Origin of the sequence: Vitiosangium sp. GDMCC 1.1324 (assembly GCF_003044305.1) — a bacterium.
Taxonomy (GTDB): domain Bacteria; phylum Myxococcota; class Myxococcia; order Myxococcales; family Myxococcaceae; genus Archangium.
The window spans coordinates 71,417-89,277 of sequence record NZ_PZOX01000015.1 but is presented as its reverse complement, the minus strand read 5'-3'; the positions used below and the strand labels follow the sequence as shown (position 1 = coordinate 89,277).

10 protein-coding genes are annotated in these 17,861 nt (G+C 67.9%); 5 read left to right on the top strand and 5 right to left on the bottom strand.

Annotated features, from left to right (window positions below):
• The first annotated feature begins 327 nt into the window (after positions 1–327).
• Positions 328–1,758 carry a radical SAM protein gene (locus tag DAT35_RS35630; RefSeq protein WP_146210036.1) on the top strand — a complete coding sequence of 477 codons (1,431 nt, stop codon included), beginning with the start codon at positions 328–330 and terminating at the stop codon, positions 1,756–1,758.
• Positions 1,759–2,063: 305 nt separating this feature from the next.
• A complete protein-coding gene (locus DAT35_RS35620) occupies positions 2,064–3,524 on the top strand; it encodes an RICIN domain-containing protein (RefSeq protein WP_108073700.1) in 1,461 nt (486 codons plus the stop codon).
• A 115-nt stretch (positions 3,525–3,639) separates the two neighbouring features.
• Here DAT35_RS35620 and DAT35_RS35615 read toward each other — a convergent pair whose 3' ends face one another.
• Positions 3,640–4,530 carry an SDR family oxidoreductase gene (locus tag DAT35_RS35615; RefSeq protein WP_108073698.1) on the bottom strand — a complete coding sequence of 297 codons (891 nt, stop codon included), beginning with the start codon at positions 4,528–4,530 and terminating at the stop codon, positions 3,640–3,642.
• An 80-nt stretch (positions 4,531–4,610) separates the two neighbouring features.
• Here DAT35_RS35615 and DAT35_RS35610 point away from each other — a divergent pair, with 80 nt between their 5' ends.
• Entirely contained in the window at positions 4,611–5,240 is a 630-nt protein-coding gene (locus tag DAT35_RS35610) for a TetR family transcriptional regulator (RefSeq protein ID WP_108073696.1), read from the top strand.
• A 372-nt stretch (positions 5,241–5,612) separates the two neighbouring features.
• Positions 5,613–6,296, top strand: a complete 684-nt coding sequence (locus DAT35_RS35605; protein WP_108073927.1) for a hypothetical protein — start codon at positions 5,613–5,615, stop codon at positions 6,294–6,296.
• Between the two features lie 46 nt (positions 6,297–6,342).
• On the opposite strand, the gene DAT35_RS35600 is transcribed toward DAT35_RS35605, so the two are convergent.
• From DAT35_RS35600 to DAT35_RS35590, 3 genes are all read right to left on the bottom strand, one after another.
• Positions 6,343–7,278 carry a bestrophin family protein gene (locus tag DAT35_RS35600; RefSeq protein WP_108073694.1) on the bottom strand — a complete coding sequence of 312 codons (936 nt, stop codon included), beginning with the start codon at positions 7,276–7,278 and terminating at the stop codon, positions 6,343–6,345.
• Between the two features lie 144 nt (positions 7,279–7,422).
• Positions 7,423–9,501, bottom strand: a complete 2,079-nt coding sequence (locus tag DAT35_RS35595) for a hypothetical protein (protein ID WP_146210035.1) — start codon at positions 9,499–9,501, stop codon at positions 7,423–7,425.
• A 102-nt stretch (positions 9,502–9,603) separates the two neighbouring features.
• On the bottom strand, positions 9,604–12,405 hold the full coding sequence (locus tag DAT35_RS35590) for a LuxR C-terminal-related transcriptional regulator (protein WP_233261921.1): 2,802 nt from the start codon (positions 12,403–12,405) through the stop codon (positions 9,604–9,606).
• 279 nt (positions 12,406–12,684) lie between these two features.
• Here DAT35_RS35590 and DAT35_RS35585 point away from each other — a divergent pair, with 279 nt between their 5' ends.
• Positions 12,685–15,567 (top strand): YncE family protein, encoded by a 2,883-nt coding sequence (locus tag DAT35_RS35585; RefSeq protein ID WP_108073690.1) that lies wholly within the window; start codon positions 12,685–12,687, stop codon positions 15,565–15,567.
• Positions 15,568–15,697: 130 nt separating this feature from the next.
• Here DAT35_RS35585 and DAT35_RS35580 read toward each other — a convergent pair whose 3' ends face one another.
• A complete protein-coding gene (locus DAT35_RS35580; protein ID WP_108073688.1) occupies positions 15,698–17,827 on the bottom strand; it encodes an Ig-like domain-containing protein in 2,130 nt (709 codons plus the stop codon).
• Between the last annotated feature and the right edge of the window lie 34 nt (positions 17,828–17,861).

The window sequence follows — 17,861 nt, the reverse complement described above, 5'->3', positions numbered from 1 at the left end:
CCCAGCTTCGCAGGACGGTGCGAGGAGGGAGAAATATCGGAGGGAGGGATGGAGGCCCTGTTGAAGGCGAGGGCAAGAGCGGAGGAGCCGAGGAGGGCTGCTGAGGGAGCCGCCTGAGTTGTGCGCCCGGCCTGTGCAGAGGGCCACGACCGCTTGCCCGCGTCTTCCGACCGTTCATCCGCGCCGCCCGGGCCTTTCCTGCCGCCGTGCGTAATTTCCACCACGTCACCACGATGGAGGATGCGGATGCGGTTGTGGCCCATGAAGCGCCGAGCGGACCCGATGCAGGTAGCCCCGACACTCCCTCCGGCACGGCCGGGGAGCCCCATGCCTCGCACGGCGCTGCTGGTGAATTCCTTCTACCCGAAGGACGTGAACGCCAGCTTTGGCAAGCACGTGCTCACCCCCACCCTGGCCCTCACCAGCCTCGCCGGGGCCACGCCTCCCGAGTGGCGCCTGCGCTACTGGGACGAGAACCTCCTGCAGGGCCCGCCGCCCATGGACGAGGTGCCCCAGGTGGTCGGCATCACCGTCCACCTCACCTTCGCCAGGCGCGCCTACGAGCTCGCCGCCTGGTTCAAGGCCCACGGCTGCATCGTCGTGCTGGGCGGCCTGCACGCCCTCTCCTGTCCGGACGAGGTCCAGGCCCACGCGGACGCCCTCTGCATGGGCAACGGAGTCCCCGTCTGGCCTCGCATCCTGAAGGACATCGAGCGCGGCGAGCTCCAGCCGCGCTACAGCGCCGAGTACCGCGACTACGCGGCCGACCCTCCGCCCGACCGGAAGATCCTCCCCGAGTATGGCTTCCTCACCCCCGCCTCGCTCATCGCCACCCAGGGCTGCCACAACCGGTGTGACTTCTGCTACCTCGCCACGGGCGACACGCGCATCAAGTACCAGATGCGCTCTCCCGAGCAGGTGGCCGCCGAGTTCCAGGCCACGGGCGCGCCGTACGGCGTCTTCGTGGACAACAACCTGGGCTCGAGCCGCCGCTACCTGCGCGAGCTCTGCCAGGCGCTGGCCCCGCTGGAGAAGATCTGGAGCGCCGCCGTCACGCTCGACGTGACGGACGAGCCCTCGCTGGTGCGCGAGATGGCACTGGCCGGGTGCACGGGTGTCTTCATCGGCTTCGAGAGCCTCACCGACGACAACATCCGCGCCGCCGGCAAGAAGAGCCCGCGCGCCGAGGACTACGCGCGCCGGGTGGAGGTGTTCCACCGCAACGGCATCCAGGTGAACGGCAGCTTCGTGCTGGGCTTCGACCACGACCGGCCGGACGCCTTCGAGCACCTGGTGCGCTGGATCGAGGAGAACCGCATCGAGTGCGCCACCTTCCACATCCTCACGCCCTACCCAAACACGCCGCTGTTCCGGCGCATGGAGGCCGAGGGACGCCTGCTGCATCAGGACTGGTCGCTCTACGACACCGCCCACTGCGTCTTCCGCCCCAATCACATGAGCCCCGAGGAGCTGGAAGCGGGCTACGCGTGGATCTACCGGCGGCTCTTCTCGCTGCGTTCCATCTGGGCCCGACGTCCCCGCCAGGCGAGCGCCGTGCTGCCATATCTGGCCATGTCCCTGCTCTACAAGCGCAGCAACTTCCTGTGGCGCTTCCTCATCCGCCACCGGCTCACGCACGCGGTGTGGTCACCGCTGGTGCACCTCACGCGCCTGCGCCACCTGCGCTACCGACGGCGGCTCGCGCGCGAAGGCTCCCTGCCCGGCCACATGGTGTCTCCCATCCGCCCCAGTGTGTAGCGCCCTGCCCCGCCCTGTGAGCCAGGCTCGCACCTGTCATGGGCAATCCACATCCGCCGAGGCACCTCGTCCATCTGCGGTGTCATCGATAACGCGTTGCTCCAGTCTCACTCGCGCCCACTGCGAATGTCCTGCGCAGCAGCTCTGCCGGTCCACTCGCGGCGTCCTCTCCTTCAGCGGCTCCTTGCTGGCCGCTGCCTCGAGCGCCACGCTCACATCCTCCTCACCTGCTTGGGGGAACGCGCCGGCCGCCCGCCGGAAGAATCGGTGCAAGTTCGGCGGCACCTAGATAATAGTGTCCGAACATGAACAATCGCATCGCGTCCGCGATCCTTTGCTTGACCCTCGCGAGTTGCAACTGTGGGAGCAGCGGGATCGCGCTCCCCACGCAGCACTTCGATCCCCCCAGCGCCACCACCCTCCCCGAGGCCGGCTCGCGGATCTCAGTCATCAACCTCGACGACGAGCCGGTGGTCTGTTTCACGACCGACGGCACGGCCCCGGACTGGAACGGGGGCGACTGCCCGAACCGGCTCGACGCGAACCGCCAGATCGCCGTGCCCAACTGCGGGTTCAACCTCGTCCGCATCGCGTGGTCGACGGGCACGGACGAGGCCAGCTACGTGGTCGAGAGCGAGAACTGCAAGTCAAGCTGCACCCCGGTGCTGCCCTGGTCCAACGGAGCGCTGGTGCGCGCCTTCGCGCTCTGGCAGGACGAGATCAAGTGCAAGATGAACGATTGCGAGAACCCGGGGGCCACCGGCAACTGGTCGGCGCAGTGCGACACCGGGAGCGTCGCCTGGAACGTGAGCCTCAACGGCCTGCGCGCGGTCAGCAAGTTCACCTTCGACGCCTGCGCTCACGCCGTCACCGTCGACGTGGAGGAGAACGGAACGACGGTCGCGCGGACGTTCAACCTCGTGGTCGACGGCCAGCTGAGCCAGGACACCGACTTCAGCGGCAATGGTAACGAGGGCGGGACCGTCACGGTGTCAGGCGATTTCACCGGCACGTTGACTTCGCGCGTCATGATCAAGAACAAGAAGCGCGGCGGCGGCAGCTTCGAGGCGGCATGCTCGGCAGATTCTCTGGAAGGGATGGAGTGCGCCCCGTCGAGCGCGAAGATCGCCTATGACTTCCCGGACTGGAGCTGTCACGGCGGTATCTGCCCGGTTTCAGCCGTGACCGGCTGCGAGAGGTCCGACGTCGACCATGACACCATCGTCGATGCCGACGACAACTGCCCCGACCTTCCGAACACCGACCAGGCCGACGTCGATGGCGACGGCATCGGCGATGCCTGTGACAACGCCCCGGGCTTCGTCGTCATCCGCTACAAGACGAACAACCGTTGCCTGCTCGCCAGTGACGACAAGGTCCACTCGACGAGCACGTGCGAGCCCGCCGACCCGCTCCAGCAATGGCAGATGTTCGCCGACGGCGACGCCTTCGGGTTCCGCAACCTCTCGAACGGCGAGTGCCTGAGCCAGTCCGGTATCCTCATCGGCCCCTGGACCGTCGTCACCGACCCGTGCGACGGCAGCGACAAGCAACGCTGGAAGCTCGAGAGGTACGACCAGGGCGGCTTCGACGCGGCTTTCCCCATCCGTCTGCACAACGTCGCCAACAACTTCTGCGCGTACACCGACTTCACGGGGAACGTGTACGGCACGGCCTCCAATTGCGGGCTGTGGGGGACCGAGTCGAACCTGAAGGTCGGGTTGTACTACGGAGGCGCGTTCGACACGCAGCCGTACCAGCCGTGAGCCGGCAGCGTTCGAATCCCACGGGCGGGCGCGGCTTCGGCGGGCGACCGCGCGCGCCCGCCGGGCACCCGATGCGACGAGATCCAACTTCAGGCTGCTTCTTCCTTCATCGCGTTCATGGAGCCTCTGGTCGCGTGGCTGCCGCGAAGTAGTGATCGCCGTCGAGGTCGGCGATGAGCCCGGGCTCGACGGGGCGCCAGCCGAACTGTTCGCGCGTACGCTCCGCCGATGCCGGGATATCGCGCGCGAAGATCCATCCCAAGAAGCCGAAGTGCTCGTTCGCCTCTTCGGGCGACTTCGAGACGACCGGCACGCCGAGCCGACGACCGATGACGCTCGCGATGTCGCGGGTGGGCACGCCCTCGTCGGCGACAGCGTGGAGTCTCGTGCCCGCCGGTGCGCGCTCGAGCGCGAGCCGGAAGAGGCGCGCCGCGTCGAACCGGTGCACGGCAGGCCAACGATTCGCGCCATCTCCGACGTACGCGGCGACGCCCTTCGCGCGCGCGATGGTGATGAGGCGCGGCACGAAGCCGTGATCGCCCTTGCCGTGGACCGTCGGCGGGAGCCGCACGATGGACGCGCGCACGCGGCGCGCGGCCAGCGCCAGCGCCGTCTCTTCCGAACGGCTGCGCGGCGAGCTGGCGGGCGCCGCGTCGGTCTCGGTGGCCCCCAACATGCCCGAGGCGATGACGAGCGGTCGATCGGAGCCCTCGAGCGCGGCGCCGAGGTTCTCGATGGCGAGCGTATCGGTGCGCAGCGCCGCCTCGTACTGCGAAAAGTCGTGGACGAACGCGAGGTGGATGACCCCGTCCGACTTCGCCACGCCGGCGCGAAGGCTGTCGAGATCGTCGAGCGAACCACGATGCACCTCGGCTCCGGCCTCCGCGAGGGCCTTGGCCGCGGCATCCGAGCGAGCAAGCCCGACGACCTGATGGCCCGCGCCGAGGAGTTCAGGGACGACCGCCGAGCCGATGAAACCGGTTGCTCCGGTGACGAAGACGCGCATGGCAAACCTCCTGATGTCAGGTTCTGACATCATCTGTAACACGTGATGTCAGTCCCTGCAATCAGGTACACTTGGAGCCGATGGCACGCTGGGAACCCAACGCACGCGGACGGCTCGAGCAGGCCGCGATGGAGCTCTTTCAAGAGCGCGGATACGTTCGAACGACGGTGGAGGAGATCGCCGCGCGCGCGGGGCTCACGGAGCGCACCTTCTTCCGCTACTTCACCGACAAGCGCGAGGTGTTGTTCTCAGGCTCGAGCGACCTCCAGAAGCTCATCGCGGACACCACCACCGACGCCCCCAAGGAGACCGCACCGCTCGACGCAGTCGCTGCCGCACTCGAAGCCGCCGCAGCCTCGCTCCAACAGCATCGTGACGAGAGCTACGTCCAGGCACGGCACGCCCTCGTCGTGGCTCACGCGGAGCTTCGAGAACGCGAGTTGATCAAGCTCGCGTCGCTCGCATCGGCCGTTGCGCACGCACTTCGCAAGCGCGGCGTCGCCGAGCCCGCCGCGAGTCTGACCGCCGAGGCGGGGATCGCCGTCTTCAAGGTGGCGTTCGAGCGCTGGGTGACGGGCACCGAGCCGCGCGACCTGTCGCAACACGTCCGAATGGCGCTCGACGAGCTCAGAGCCGTCACCGCGGGCACCGCGCGCACCATGAAGGCATCTCGGCACGAGTCGCCGAGGCGCCATCGCACTTCGAAGTAACGTCGGTGGTCCCGACGAGGCGTGAGCCCTGTCACCGGGCCTCACCGTGTCCTCATGCGGACTGCATGGCGGCGGGCCGCTCGGGATGCTCCAGCCGCAACCGCTTCCGCAGCCAGCCCACCAGGAGCTCGGCCTTCTCGTGGTCGCTGTAGTCGATGAGGGCCACCTGCTCACTCCTTCCCGAGGCATGGGTGAGGGTGAGCGTGGGACGCCGCGGCGGTAGCGGCTCACGGGGTGACCCAAGGGGGTGGGTCCTCCGCGTACTTCCCCTCTGTCCCAGGGGGCGCGTCGGGGACGTCCCTCCGGGCCGGGCATGTCAGACCCGAACGGTAGTGTGGGTTCATGACCAACACCGGCAACGAGGGGTCTTCCGTGACTGAAATCCGTGAGAATCCGTGCGTCTCGGTCAACAAGCTCGGCCAGTACCTCACCGCGCGTCCCGCGCTGCGCAAGCGCATCATCCACGCGCAGAAGCACCCGTGTGATCCCAAGTATCTGCGCTACCCAGAGGCCGCCCAGGCCATCATCGAGTTCCTCTGCGGCGACCGGGACGAGGCCATCCTGCGCTACCACCAGCGCCGGTTGCTCAACGCCATCCCCGAATCGGACTTCGACGCCCACCGGCTCGCCCTGTGCGCCGAGGCCCTCCAGCACTTCCTGAAGGCCTCGGGCGAGCTGGCACTGACGCACGCGGTGGCCAGCCCCGTGGACGAGGGGCTCCCGCCGCTGGCACTCGCCGGGGTGTCCATCACTGTACGGCCGGAGCTGCTGCTGCGCAGCGTGGATCGCCACGGGGTGATGCGCTCGGGGCTGCTCAAGCTCTACTTCTCCAAGCACACGCCGCTGGACGAGGCCTCCGGCCAGTACATCGCCACGGTGCTCCAGCTCTTCGCCGAGCAGAACCTGAAGCAGCGGGGAGAGGTGGACCACCGGCTGGTGCGCGTCTTCGACGTGTTCTCCGGCAAGGTGTTCGTGGCGCCCAAGGCGCAGCAGCGCCGGCTGGGAGACGTGCAGCTGGCGTGCGAGGAGATCGCCGCGCGCTGGGACATGAACTGAACCCGCCTCATGCTTCAGTACCCGGCGCGGCGGGCGGCGGTGGCACCTACTTGAGGATGAAGTCCTGGGGGCGCAGCGGCTCGGGCTGCGGTTCACCCAGGGCTTCCAGCAGGTTGATTTCCCCTGTGCGGGCGAGCGCGAGCAGGGGCAAGTCGTTGGGGGCATCCCCGAAGGGCTCCTCCAGCTCGTCACTCAGCAGGTCCAGGCCGAAGAAGGTATAGGCAATCATTGCCGCGAGCACCGGCGCAAACCAACCCATCGCCTCGGCGAGGCCGAAGGGCAGCAGCAGGCAGAAGAGGTACGCGGTGCGGTGGAGCAGGACGGTGTAGGCGAAGGGCACCGGGGTGTTGCGGATGCGCTCGCAGGCGGTGAACACGCTCATCAGCCCGTGCACCCGCTCGCTCAGCGCGCCCCAGGGGATGTCGGAGAGCCGGCCCTCCCGCCGCAGCGTGGCCAGCTCCCGCTCCTGCTCGCGCAGCAGGGCGTTCGGCCGGTTCCCGCTGGCGAGCACGCGCGAGCGCTCCGGCTCGGACACGAAGCGGGAGATGTCCTCCCGGGCGTCGTGCCCGCGCAGGTGCGCGGCGAGCGCGTGCGCGAAGGCGATGTTGCGGTGGACGAGCCGCCGCGCCGTCTCGCGTCCCACGACGGGCAGCTCGGCGCGCCCGTCGTCCAGCAGCGCGATGGCCGCGTGGGAGAACGCACGCAGCTCGATGAGCAGCGCGCCCAACTGCTTCCGGGCCTCCCACCAGCGGTCGTAGCAGGCGTTGTTCCGGAACCCGAGGAAGATGGACAGGGCGATGCCGAGCAGGGACAGGGGCGCGGGCGAGGTGACGGGCAGCCGCAGGAGCCCTCGTTGGAGCGTCCAGACGACGAGGCAGGAGAGCCCCGCGATGACCAGCACGTGCGGCAGCACGCGAGGCAGGATGGTGCCGCGCACGACGAACAGCAGACGGAGGGAGCCAGGGCGGGGACGGACAATCACGGCCGGCCCCTCGTGCTCCAATTTCCCGCCACTCGCAAGTGCGCCATGCGACCGCGTGTCCGGGAGTCACGGCCCGTCTCCCCGCATTGCACGGTGAGCGTCAGTGCGGGTGCCCCGCCATGCGTGGCTCAACGGGCGCCGGACCTATGGCAGGGCGCCGTTGGTGATGACGATGTCGTCGATGAACCCCCGGTAGTCCCCCGTGCTGGCGGGCCGGTCGTAGCTCACGAGGATGCGGTCGATCGTCTTCCCGTTCAGCCACTGGCCCACGTTGCTGCGAATCTGCGTCCAGGTGTTCAGCGGAATCGCCCTGCCATGGCCCGCATGGGCGTGCATGCTGAAGCCATTGAGGTCCGAGGCGCCGCTGTCCCGGAGCGTCGAGCCGTCGGTGCAGACGAAGTCCACCGCGACGTACCGGGCGTTGTCCTGCTGCGGATGAATCCAGTAGCTCAGCTTCGTGGCGGCGGTGATGGGGATGTTCACGTCGAAGACACGCGCATTGGCGTAGGACACCGTCTCGCTGGTGTCCTTGCCCGAGTACATGAGCGTGGCAAGGCCCGTGTGCGGCGACTCCTGACGGGGCGAGCACTCCACCTGCGTCGCCCACGTATTGGCGGTGACGTTCTGGCTGGCCTCCAGCGTGTCCAGCCACGTCGGCTGGGTGTCGGCGCTCTCGAAGCCGGACTGGAACAGCACGCCTCCACCGGTGGCGGGGATGACCTCGAACGACACGACGTGGTACGGCGGCACGGTGTAGGTGAAAGCGGAGCCCGCGTACGCAACCGTCGTGTACGCCGTAGGGTTCGCCGTCGTAGCCGCGTTGACGGTGCGCACGTTCACGGTGCCGGTGGCGCTGGAGATTCCGGCGAGCGAGACGGTGACGTCATACGCGTTCCCCGCCGTGTCCTTGTTCACCACGGTGACGTACGTCCTTCCCGTCGCGGTGGCCTTGCTGGCGAAGGCCTCGAGGTTGGCCGTTCCGCCCGTGCTGGTCAGCTTCTGGTTGCCCGTGTAGTTGCCGAAGAGGAACAGCGTGAAGTACGGCTTGTGCGGCGCGAAGTCCGTGGTGTTCAGCAGGCCCAGGTGGTTCTGTCCGGCCTCGGCGAGGTTGTAGAAGCTGAAGATGTCGATGTCCGCCTTCATCGCGTTGATGATGGCGCTGGCCGTCCACGTCGCGTTGACCTCGCTGTGGTACTTCGCGTTGAAGGCCGCGAAGTCTCCCTGGGCGATGTTGTACTCGGTGATGGCCGCGCCGAACTTCTTGCCCGAAGGGCCGGTGAGGACGCCGTTGAGGCCGCCGTTCTTCACCTTGATGACATCGTCCCGGTAGTTCGGCGGTGTCCAGGCCATGCGCTGGCCATCCGTCACGGACGTGTCGCTGGCCTGGGGGCCGTAGTTGTGCCAGCTCAGGATGTCCAGGTTCGCTTCCAGGTTCTTCGCCGCATTGGACAGCCAGCTATCGGTGGGCCCCTTGTCCAGATCTCCCGAGTGCGAGTCCGCCGGACCGATGAGCTTGAGCGTCGAGTCCTTGGCGCGCATGGCCGAGGCGACGGTGGTGAAGAAGGTGTTGTAGTCCGCCTTCGACGCGAACTTCCCGTCCCACTCATTGGTGGACTCGTTCCACATCTCGAAGTACCGGACGCGCTTCGCGGCCCCCAGCGCCTGGTCGACGTTGTAGCGCTGCACGAGGCCCGCCATGAAGGTGCCGTACTCGGCCCAGTCGGCGGAGAGGATGACCTTGTCCGCATCGAGCGTCTTGTTGACGCCTCCAGGGAAGCCGCACACGACGATGAGCGGCTCGGCCCCGGCGTCCCAGATGGTGTTCAGCAGCGCGTCGAGGGTCGTCCAGTTCCACGTGTTGTGGGCCGGGTAGACGTCCTGCCCGTTGTACAGCCCCCACTGCGTGACGCCGACGCGGACGAGCTTCACCTTCGCGTCGCTGATTCGCTGCTTGAGGGCCGCGTTGCCGGGCCAATGGCCCACGTACTTGTCAGGAGCGCCGACGGCCCAGGAGAACGGGTTGACGGCGCCCGCGTCCGATGCGGTGTCGACCGTGATGGTCGTCGCCAGCGCCGCACGGGAGACTCCCGGGGCTTCAGGGCCGAACGCCTGTGGGTTCGCCTCGGAGCCCCCGCAGGCAATCAGCAGCAGGAGCCCCAGGGCTCCCATGAGGCGGCGGAAGCGATGTGGCGACGAGGCTTCGAGGTTCGAGCGTGATGACACGGTGCTCCTCCCAGGTGCGGGTCATGGTGGCCTGCTCGAAACACAGACACGGGCCATGGCGCGCTGGCGCACGCTTTCCCCAACCCTCTGCCCGCCGGCACCTCACAGGTTCCGGTGGAGCCGCTCCTGTGCCTTCACGATGGCCGCCGTGCGGGTGGTCACATCGAGCTTGGCGAACACGTTGCGCAGGTGCCACTTCGTGGTGGAGAGCGCCACGTTGGAGCGCTCGCTGATCTCCTGGTTGCTCAGCCCCTGCGCGAGCAGCTTGAGCATCTGGAGCTCGCGCTCGGTGAGCGGCTCGAGCGGCGCGCTGGGTGGGGGCGCGAACTCATGCGGCTCACTCATCCCCGCCGAGAGCACGTCCTGGAACCGCTCGGTGTACCGGGTGGGCAGCACGTGGCTCAGCTTCCGCTGGGTGGCGGCCGCGACGATGATCTCCTGCAGCCCCGGTGTCTCGTCGAACACGCCGCGGTTGAAGCCGAAGCGCTGCACCAACGCGATCCCCCGGTTGAGCGCGGCGAACGCCGCCGTGGGGTCTCCGGCACGCCAGTGGCCCACCGCGATCGCCGCGAGCAACGCGCTCTCCCGGGACACGTAGCCCACATCATGGGCGCTGGCTCGCAGCGTCTCCAGCAGCGCGTGCGCCTTGCCGTGCCGCCCGCGCGCCATCAGCACCCACGCCTGCGCGAGCCCGAGCCGCTCCCAGGTCTCGTCGTAGAAGCGCCGCTCGCTCCACTCTCCGCGCCGCATGCGCTCGCCCAGGCCGAACTCCTGCGCCACCACCCGCATGCGCTCCGGCGCCTGCTCCATCAGGCTGAGCCGGATCTTCTCGCCGCAGACATGGGCGAGGAAGCGCGTCTGGTGACCGCACTCGAGGACGCTGTGAAGGTAGTCCAGGAGCTGCCAGGCCTCCGTGGACTTCCCGCGGATGGACTTGATTCGGACCAGCACGAGGTAGGCCATCGCGAAGGTCTCGAACGCGGACGCCTGCGGCAGCAGCGGCAGCACCTCGGTGCAGAGCGCCTCGGCCTCGTCGATCCGGTTCTGCTCGTAGCGGGTGTTGGCCAGTGCCGTTGCCGCGTTCACCCACACCGGGTTGCGCCGGCCGCGGTTCGCCTGCGCGAATGCCGCTTCGCACCGTTCCGCCGCGTCCTTCATGTTCCCCTGAGCCCGGTCCGCCAGCGCGATGAGGACGTCCGTGTAGCCGTTGATGAAGGGGCTGTTGAGTCCCTGCAGTGTCTCCCTCGCGCTCAGCGCGAGCCGGCGCATCGAATCGAACCTGTTCATCCGGAGCGCCTGGTAGGCCTTCGCCGCCAGCAGCGCACCCGCCATGAAGACGTTCGGGTCCTCATGGTCCGACCACGCGTCCAGCTCGGTGCCGGAGCCCGGGGCCGAGTCGGACAGGATGGAGTGGAACAGCGTGAGGCGCTCGAGCTGCTTCGACAGCCGCTCGCGCTCCGTTTCTGATGTGGCGTACGCGGTCGCGAGGCGGTGCTGGGCGTCCTGCAGCGCCGAGGAGGCCTGCGTGTAGCGCCGGGACAGGATGAGGCACGCGAGGTGCGCCACGCAGATCGCCGGCGAGCGGATGATCTCCTCCGCCGTCAGCTTCTCCGTCCAGTGGAGCACGGAGGCGATCTCTCCCTCGCGCATCCACGCCTCCGCGCAACGCGCCGTGAGCTCGAGGCACCAGCTCCGGTCTCCGGAGGCGAACGCGTGCTTCAGCGCCTCGTCCGGCCGTTGGTGCTCGGCGAACCACGCGCTCGCCGCCCGATGCAGCCAGGGGATGCGGTCGCCGAAGTCGCACGCGAGCTGGGTCCTCAGGAAGTCGAGGAACAGGGCGTGGTACCGATACCACTGACGCTGGGGATCCAACGGCTGGATGAAGAGCTGCGCCCGCTCGAGGTTCGCCAGCAACGCCGGCCCATGGGTGATGCCCAGGAGCGCGTTGCACAGCTCCCCGTTGAGCTGGTCCACCACCGAGCTCAGCACCAGGAACTCGTGCACCTCTTCGGTCTGCTCGCGCAGCACCGCGTCCGCGAGGTACCGCGCCACGTCGCGGTCGGAACCGATGGCCTTGCGCAGTGCCTCCCCCACGTTCGCGTGCTCGCCCACCGACAGCAGCGCCAGCTTCACGCCGGCGACCCATCCCTCGGTGCAGGAGCGCAGGTACTCGACGTCCTCGGGCGCGAGCTCGGCGTCACACAGGCGCTGTCCCAGCTCGCGGATGGCCTCGCCATCCAGGCTCAGGTCGCGGCTGTCGAGTGTCACCAGTTGCTCGGTGAGCTTCAGCTTCGCCAGGTCCAGCTCGGGCAGGTTGCGCGACGAGACGACCCAGTGGACGTGCGGCGGCGAGTGCTCGAGCAGGTACGAGAAGGCCCGTACCAGCGCGGGCTCGCGCAGCACGTGGAAGTCGTCGAGCACCACCACCAGCTCGCGTCCCAGGTTCCACAGGCTCCGCAGCACGACGGACACGACATGGTCGAGCGGAAGCTCCACTTGCGCGTCGAGCTGGCTCGCGATGTACGCGTCGAAGTCCGGAGCAGCCCGGCGAATTGCCCCCACCAGGTACGAGAAGAACCGCTCGGGCGCGTTGTCCAGCTCATCGAGCGACAGCCACGCGAACAGCCGCTGCGCGCACGCTTCGCGGTACCACTGCGTCAGCAGCGTCGTCTTGCCCCAGCCGAGCGGCGCGGTCACCAGCACCAGCTTCCCGCCGACGCCGCGGTCCATCTTCCGCAGCGGCGCGCCACGCGCCACCAGCACGGAGGTCGTCTGCGGCGGAGAGAGCTTCGTCGGCAGCAGGTGCGAGGGATGTTCGCCGATCGGTGCCGTATGCGCCGCGACGTCCGTCAGGAGCGGCGATGACGCACGACGACTCCTCGTTGCGGTTCGAAGACTCGGCATTGGCACATCCCCTGTCGCCGATTGATTCCAGGGTCAATTAGAGCACGGATTCCTGGATTTTTCCTGTTCTTCCGTGGAAACAGAGTTTTACAGTCCTCGTGATGTCATGCGTCACGCGAGGGGTCGTTCCGCCCAGGACGCATCGCGTCAACGCGGTCTTTCGCGAGCCGGTGGGGTGTTTCCCCTCCCTTCGGTGGGGGCGATGTCGTGGCGTCGCTTGGTACTCCCCGTCCGTTGCGGTCTGAACTGCAACGCTTATCCCGCCGAGGAGATCCAACCATGGGAACCCAGCAAGTGGGCGCGAGCCTGAGCCGATGGCGCGCGCGAGCCGCTTCGTTGTGCGCCGCCGTATCGATGTTGGTTTCGGTCAGTGCCACCGCCCAGACGCCCTCGTTCATCGAGTTCGAGAGCGCGCACGTACGTCCGATGGCCCTCTCGCCAGACGGGACGAGGCTCTTCGCCGTCAATACGCCGGACAATCGCCTGGAGGTCTTCTCGGTCACCGCCTCCGGCCTCTCCCTCCTCGCCGAGGTGCCGGTCGGCCTCGAACCGGTCGCCGTCGCCGCGCGCAGCAACACCGAGGTGTGGGTGGTCAACCACCTCTCGGACAGCATCAGCGTGGTGAGCCTGGAAGGGACTCCGCGCGTGGTGCGCACGCTGCTCGTCGGCGATGAGCCGCGCGACGTCGTGTTCGCCGGCACCAATGGCTATGCGTTCATCACCACCGCGCACCGCGGCCAGCACCGCACCGACCCGTCCATCGCCTCCGTCCCCGGCGCGGGCGACCCGCAGCTCACCACGCCGAGTGTGGGCCGCGCGGACGTCTGGGTCTTCAACCCGGCCTCCCTGGGAACGACGCTGGGTGGTACGCCCGTGCGCATCGTGACGCTCTTCGGCGACACCCCGCGTGGCCTCGCCGTCAGCCCTGACAAGAAGACGGTCTATGCGGCCATTGCCCAGTCCGGCAACCAGACGACGACCGTCAGCATGGACACCGTGTGCGACGGGTTCGAGAGCTCGAGCATGTGTCTCGTCTTCCCCGACACGTGGCCGTGGGGGAACAACCTCCTTCCGGGCGGTCTGCCCGGTCCTCGGACGAACGTCGCGGGCGCGAAGGCTCCCGAGACCGGATTGATCGTCAAGTGGAACAGCACCACCGGGCAGTGGGAGGACACGCTCAGCCGCAACTGGAACAACGGTGTGCGCCTGAGCCTGCCCGACAAGGATGTCTTCGCCATCGACGCGGACAACCTGCAGGAGAAGGCCTTCTACACGGGCGTGGGCACGACCATCTTCAACCTGGCCACCAACCCGAAGACGGGCGTGGTGTACGCGTCCAACAGCGAAGCCAACAACCTCACGCGCTTCGAGGGCCCCGGCGTCTTCGGCGGCAGCACGGTGCAGGGCAACATCGCGAAGATGCGCATCTCCGTCATCTCCGGAGGAACGGTCTACCCCCGCCACCTCAACAAGCACCTCGACTACTCGAAGCTGGCCAGCTCCGCCGGGTTCGATCCCACGGCCAAGAATCACAGCCTCTCCACCCCGACGGAGATGGCGATTTCGAGCGACGGCGCGAAGCTGTACGTGGCCGCGTTCAGCTCGAACAAGGTCGGTGTCTTCGACACCACGGCGCTGGAGGCCAACACCTTCGACCCGAAGACGGCGAGCGCCAACTACATCCCGGTGAGCGGCGGCGGCCCCAGCGGTCTGGTGCTGGATGAGGCGCGCAACCGCCTCTACGTGATGACCCGCTTCGACAACGCGGTGAAGGTCATCGACCTGGCCACCAAGAAGCAGGTGGCCTCGGCCGCCTTGTACAATCCGGAGCCCGCCTCCGTCGTGGAGGGCCGTCCCTTCCTGTACGACGCGAACTTCTCCTCCGCCAACGGCGAGGCGTCCTGCGCCAGCTGCCACATCTCCGGAGACAAGGACGAGCTCGCCTGGGATCTGGGCAATCCGGACGACGAGGTGTCCTCCAACCCCATCGACAAGCGCCTCGCGAGCGATCTGGCGATAGGCGCGTTCCAGGTGCTCACCGGTCACCCGGGCTCGCCCATCAACGGCACTGGCGACCAGCATTCCTTCCACCCGATGAAGGGGCCCATGACGACGCAGACCCTGCGCGGCATGGCGAACTCGGGTGCCATGCATTGGCGGGGTGATCGCTCGAACGGCTTCTTCGGCATCAACTCGAACGCGGAGGATGTGTCGTTCAAGAACTTCATCGTGGCGTACGAGGGGCTGCTCGGCCGCGCCTCGATGCCGACTGAAGAGGAGATGAACAAGTTCACCGCCTTCCAGCTCCAGGTGCAGCTGCCGCCGAACCCCATCCGCAAGTTGGACAACTCGCTCACCACCGCCCAGCAGGCCGGCCGCGACTTCTACTTTGGCAGCCGTCGCGTGGACGGCATCGCCATCGGCACGGACACCGGCTTCAACTGCAACGGCTGCCACACCATTGATGCCTCGCAGGGCTTCTACGGCACCGACGGCCGCTCGAGCTTCGAGGGAATCAGCCAGATCATGAAGATTCCCCACGTGCGCAACATGTACACGAAGGTCGGGATGTTCGGCTTCCCGGACAGCAGCTTCTTCCAGCATCCGGAGACGGGACCGACGGGAGACCAGATCCGCGGCTTCGGCTTCACGCATGACGGCGCGGTGGACACCATCTTCCGCTTCTTCAGCGCCATCGTGTTCTCCAACACGAGCGTCGGTGGCCCGCTCGTGGGCTTCCCGGGCGACACCGAGCGCCGCAACGTGGAGGCCTTCATGCTGGCGGTGGACTCCGACCTGGCGCCCATCGTGGGCCAGCAGGTGACGCTCACGTCGACGAACGCCGCCGCCGTTGGCTCGCGCATTGATCTGCTCATCGCGCGCGCCCGGGCGCCGTTCGTGTCGAAGGTCCTGGGCGGCTCCACCTACGAGGCCGACCTGGTGGCGAAGACGGTCGTGAGCAGCAAGCCGAAGGGCTTCCTCTACGACCGCACCGCGGGGACGTGGAAGCCCGACGACGGCACCGCGAACATCACCACCACGGCCCTCCGTGCGCTGGCGACCAAGGCGGGCCAGGAGGTGACCTTCACCGCGGTTCCGCCGGGCTCTGGTCTGCGCATCGCGCTCGACCGCAACCTGGACGGCAAGCTCGACGGCCAGTAGTCAGCGAGCGGGGCAGGCCCCCTGCCCGTCATGCCCCGCCCCGGTCCTACCGGAGGCGGGGTTTCTTTGATTCCTCACGCCCTTACTCGCCGATGTAGCTCACTGTACAGGTCTGGAAACCCCAGCTTCCTCAGCGTGCCGTGTCGAGCAGCACGTCGTCGAGCGTGACGTCCAGCGGGGCGTCGATGGCACCGAGCCGGAACCGGTTCTCCCGAGGCTCCGAGGTCCGCACCCGGCTGGACGCGAAGGGACACTCGAACTCCGCGCCCGGTCCGTTGAGGTACAGGTCCAGGATGGCGTAGCGCCCCCCGCCATCCCGTTGCCGCAGCGCGACCTGGTACACCTCGCCCACCGTCATGAAGTTCGTCCGCGTGCCCACGGGCGTGTCCCCGTTCATCAACTGGAGCGCGCGGTTCGGGCGCAACAGCACGTGGGGCACCACCGTGCCGTCCTTCGAGAGCGACAGGAGGTTCGCGTCTACCGTGGGCGCGGTGTCCATCCGCAACAGGAAGGACGTGAAGAGCTCGTCCGTGCCCTGGAAGGATTCCTCCAGGAACGCCGGGGCAGCGCCCGGAATCTTCGCGGACCAGTTTCCTCGCAGCGCCGCGACTCCCGACACCAGCGTGACGGGCCCCTCGACACGCTCCACGCCCGACAGGCTGCCGGTCTCGAAGTCGAAGAAGCGGTGCTCGGCGCGGTCCAGCGGGGCCGGCTCCGTGGTGAATGTCCAGCGCTGAAAGCCGATGGACCGCCCATCCGGGCCGGTGATGTCCTTGGTGAGCAGCACCGCGTACTCGGTATCGTAGCGCAGGGGCTGGCGCGGGTGGAGCCGCGCGACAAGGCTCTCGGCATCGTACGAGACGTCCGCCGCCACGAGCGTGGAGCCCCTCTTCAGGAGGAAGGTCGTCGCGCTCACGCCGCGCACGGGCGCGCTGAAGAAGATCCGCACGTCCCCGCCCACGGAGGCATAGGGGTCATCCGGCATGGGCGTGCGCGTGGCGATGATCGCCGGAGGACGCTCCAACCCACGCAACTCCGGGTGCCGGAGCGCCTGGTACCGCAGCAGCGCCTCGATGAAGTAGTAGTCCGCATAGACGAGCCCGATGTCGAACCGGCCGCGCGGCTTGAAGGCCGTGCCATGCAGCAGCACGGACTGGAACGGCGTGCCCTTCGACAGGTATGCGGGCGAGGACAGTGCCAGCAGGATGTCCCGCGCCGCGTTCAGGTAGGCCTCCGCGCGCCGGGAGTCCGTCTCCAACTGGCTCAGCTCGATGAGCCCGGACGCGGTGGCGGCCGCCGCGGAGGCGTCGCGCGGCGCCATGGGAATGTCCGGGGCGAAGAAGTCCCAGTAGGCCACCAGGTCCCCTGGCGCGTGGGAGATGTAGAAGTCGGCCGCCTTCCGCGCGCCGGTGAGGAAGCGCCGGTCCTTCGTCTCGCGGTAGGCCACGGTATAACCGTAGACGGCCCAGGCCTGCCCACGGGACCAGACCGTCTCGTACCGGCAGCCCTGCTCCTTGCCGTTCTCCTTCAGCACCCCTGTGAGCGGATCGAACCGGGCCACCTGGAAGGTGCTGCCGTCCGAGCGGAAGTGACTCTCCAGCGTGTTGAGCGCGTGGCGCGTGGCCATCTCTCGCAGCATGGGCGAGCCGCCGTTGCGTGAAGCCCAGAACAACAGCTCCAGGTTCACCATCGTGTCGATGATGAGATCCAGATCCTTCAGGTCGGAGATGTCCCCGCGCGAGCGGATGAAGCCCAGCGGCGCGTAGTAGCGCTGGGAGAGGGAGTTCGCCGCGGTCAGGAGGAGGTCGCGGTAGGACGGATCGCCGGTGAGGCGGTAGCCGTTCCCGAAGCTGCTGTAGAGGACGAAGCCGAGGTCATGGTCGTCCGTGCGCGTCTCCTGGCCCCGGAGGGGGTCCTGCCAACGCTCGGCCTGGGTGCGCCAGTACGGATCCTTCGTGTACTCGTACAGGTACCAGAGGCTCCCGGCGAAGAAGCCACTGGTGAAGGCCGTGGCATCCGAGGTGACCCACGTCCCGTCCGCCCTCGTCTCCTGGGGAAAGGCGCCGGGTGTCAGCGACTCGGCGGTGTCGCGAAGGCGGGACGCCGCGAACGCGAGCGTCTCCGGGATGCGGGCTTCCAGCGAATCCTGCTTCGGGGCCTGCGCGAGTGCCTGCGTATTCGTGATGAACACCCCTAGCAACACCACCCACGGCATCACGCCCAGCCGCGTGCGTCCGGCTCTTCGCTCCAGCGAGTTCATGGCTCCCCTCCTGATTTCCCCCGGCAGACCGGGC

What these genes read in the sequence shown, in the direction of transcription:
- DAT35_RS35630 (WP_146210036.1), top strand. Translation starts at nt 328, where the DNA reads ATGCCTCGCACGGCGCTGCTGGTGAATTCCTTCTACCCGAAGGACGTG.
- DAT35_RS35620 (WP_108073700.1), top strand. Translation starts at nt 2,064, where the DNA reads ATGAACAATCGCATCGCGTCCGCGATCCTTTGCTTGACCCTCGCGAGT.
- DAT35_RS35615 (WP_108073698.1), bottom strand. Translation starts at nt 4,530, where the DNA reads ATGCGCGTCTTCGTCACCGGAGCAACCGGTTTCATCGGCTCGGCGGTC.
- DAT35_RS35610 (WP_108073696.1), top strand. Translation starts at nt 4,611, where the DNA reads ATGGCACGCTGGGAACCCAACGCACGCGGACGGCTCGAGCAGGCCGCG.
- DAT35_RS35590 (WP_233261921.1), bottom strand. Translation starts at nt 12,405, where the DNA reads ATGCCGAGTCTTCGAACCGCAACGAGGAGTCGTCGTGCGTCATCGCCG.
- DAT35_RS35585 (WP_108073690.1), top strand. Translation starts at nt 12,685, where the DNA reads ATGGGAACCCAGCAAGTGGGCGCGAGCCTGAGCCGATGGCGCGCGCGA.
- DAT35_RS35580 (WP_108073688.1), bottom strand. Translation starts at nt 17,827, where the DNA reads ATGAACTCGCTGGAGCGAAGAGCCGGACGCACGCGGCTGGGCGTGATG.